The organism is Arhodomonas sp. KWT (assembly GCF_010993615.1).
The window spans coordinates 1-2,324 of record NZ_WNXE01000308.1; the positions used below are offsets into that span (position 1 = coordinate 1).

At 74.1% G+C, this 2,324-nt stretch carries 4 protein-coding genes; all 4 read left to right on the plus strand.

The genetic code is table 11. The annotated features are described in order from the left end of the window. Positions 1-520: LysR substrate-binding domain-containing protein (locus G7A99_RS18225; RefSeq protein ID WP_240466340.1), on the plus strand; the 520-nt coding region annotated here is incomplete at its 5' end. After that, positions 517-1,041: an NUDIX domain-containing protein gene (locus G7A99_RS18230; RefSeq protein ID WP_163142847.1), complete on the plus strand. Its 525-nt coding sequence runs from the start codon at positions 517-519 to the stop codon at positions 1,039-1,041. The genes G7A99_RS18225 and G7A99_RS18230, both read left to right, overlap by 4 nt. Further along, positions 1,038-1,760 (plus strand): DUF72 domain-containing protein, encoded by a 723-nt coding sequence (locus tag G7A99_RS18235; protein WP_163142850.1) that lies wholly within the window; start codon positions 1,038-1,040, stop codon positions 1,758-1,760. Before G7A99_RS18230 ends, G7A99_RS18235 begins: the two co-directional genes overlap by 4 nt. Next, positions 1,753-2,324, plus strand: a 572-nt coding sequence (locus G7A99_RS18240) for a class I SAM-dependent methyltransferase (RefSeq protein ID WP_163142853.1), incomplete at its 3' end; no start/stop codon positions are given. The genes G7A99_RS18235 and G7A99_RS18240, both read left to right, overlap by 8 nt.

Consider the following 2,324-nt stretch of genomic DNA (forward strand, 5'->3'; position numbering starts at 1 on the left):
CGAGCTGCTCGCCGGGCTCGCGGACGGAACGCTGGATGGCGCCTTCGTGGCCGGCGACGTGCCGCTCGCCGGTCACGAGGTACAGGACGTCTTCCAGGAACGGCTCGTGCTCGTCGCCCCCCTGGCGGAGAAGTGCGTGCCCGACGCGGGCGCGCTTGCGCGCAGCGCGTTCATGGCTTTCCGCCAGGGCTGCAGCTACCGTCAGCGCATCGAGCTCTTCCTGGCCGGAGAAGGGGTGCCGGCGGCGCGGATCTTCGAGTTCGGCACCGTCGATGCCATGCTCGGCTGCGTCGCCGCGGGCATGGGCTACGCCATGCTGCCCGCCGCGGTGGTCGCGGATCGCGGGCCCCGGCTGGGCGTCCACGGCCTGACGCTGCCCGGGAACGTGGCCGAGGTCGTCACCCGGTTCGTGGCCCCGCCGGAGGCGGCGTGCTCGGCGGCCCTGAGGGCCTTCATGGCGATGCTGCCCGCGCCGCCGGATTCCAATGCCGCGGCGGACGCGCCTACAATGCGGGCATGAGCGAGGAGCGACGCCGGTACTGCCCCCAGTGCGGCGGGGCGCTGGTGCGCCGCGAGGTCGGCGGCGTGCCGCGTCTCGCCTGTCCCGGCGACGCGTGCGCCTTCGTGTTCTGGGATAACCCGGTGCCGGTAGTGGCCGCCATCGCGGAGACCCCGGACGGCCGGGTGGTGCTGGCGCGCAACCGGGGCTGGCCCGAGGGGCGGTTCGGGCTGGTGACGGGCTTCCTGGAGCCGGGTGAAACCCCCGAGGAGGGCGTCCTCCGCGAGATCGACGAGGAGCTGTGCGTCGCCGGGGCGTCAGCGGGATTTCTGGGCCTGTATCCCTACTACCGTAACAACCAGCTCCTCATCGCCTATCACGTGCCGCTCACCGGCGAACCCCAGGCCGGCGAGGAGCTCGCCGAGATCCGCTGCCTGGCCCCCGCGCGGGTGCGCCCGTGGCCCCACGGAACCGGGCCCGCGCTGTTCGACTGGCTGTCAGGGCGCGGCCACGAGCCCGAATGGGGCCCGGCGCTGCGATGAGCACGGCGGACGTCCATATTGCCACCTCGGGCTACGATTACGACCACTGGCGGGAACGTTTCTACCCGCCGGGGCTGGCGCGTACCCGGCGGCTTGCCTACTACGCGGAGCGTTTCCCCGCGGTGGAGATCAACGGGACCTTCTACAGCCTCCCGAAGCCGGAGACCGTGGCGGGCTGGCGGGAGCAGGTGCCGGAGGGCTTCCGCTTCGTGCTCAAGTTCAGCCGCTACGGCAGCCACATCAAGCGCCTGCGCGAGCCGCAGGCGAGCCTGCCCCGGTTCGCCGAGGTGGCGGAGGCCCTGGGCGGGGCGCTCGGCGGGGTGCTGCTGCAGCTCCCGCCGCGCTGGCGGCCGGTGCCGGAGCGTCTGGACGCCTTTCTAGCCGCCGCCCCGGCGTGGCCGTGGGCCGTTGAGTTCCGGGACGAGCGCTGGCTTACCGACGAGGTCCTCGGGGTGCTCCGGCGCCGCGACGCCGCGCTGTGCGTGCACGACGCTCTGGCCGGTCACCCGCGGGTGGCGACCGCCGCTCGCGTGTACCTGCGTCTGCATGGTGGCGCCGGGGAGGGCGGCGGCTATACCGACGCCGAGCTGGACGACTGGGCCTCCTGGCTGGCCGCCGAGCGCGACGCCGGGCGGGCGGTCTGGGCGTTCTTCAACAACGACCAGGACGGTCACGCCGTGGTCGACGCGGCGCGGCTGCAGGCCCGGCTCGGTGGCTGACCACCGGGACCACTTCGGCGGCCACGCCGGCGACTATGCCCGCGCGCGCCCGGACTATCCCGCCGGGCTGTTCGACTGGCTCGCCGACCAGACGCAGCGCCGGGACGCGGCCTGGGACTGTGCGGCGGGCAGCGGCCAGGCGTCGGCGGGGCTGGCGCGTCATTTCGGGGCTGTGATCGCCACCGACCTCTCGCAACGCCAGCTCGCGGCCATGCCCGCGGGGACTGTCCTGCCGGTGGTCGCCCGCGGCGAGGCCGTGCCGCTGACCGCCGCCTGCGTGGATGCCGTCACCGTCGCCCAGGGCCTTCACTGGCTGGATACCGCGGCGTTCTTCCGCGAGGTCGAGTGGGTGCTGCGCCCGGGTGGCGTGCTCGCCGTCTGGGGCTACGCCCTGTGCGCGGTGGCGCCGGCGATCGATGCGGTGGTGCGCCGGTTCCATGACGACACCCTCGCCGCGTACTGGCCGCAGGAGCGCTGGTGGGTGGCCGCCGGCTACCCGGGCCTGACGCTGCCCTGGCCCGAGCTCGCCGCGCCGGCGTTCGGGATGGAGCGGATGTGGACCCG

Coding starts and splice junctions, on each gene's coding strand:
- G7A99_RS18230 (WP_163142847.1), top strand. CDS start 517: ATGAGCGAGGAGCGACGCCGGTACTGCCCCCAGTGCGGCGGGGCGCTG.
- G7A99_RS18235 (WP_163142850.1), top strand. CDS start 1,038: ATGAGCACGGCGGACGTCCATATTGCCACCTCGGGCTACGATTACGAC.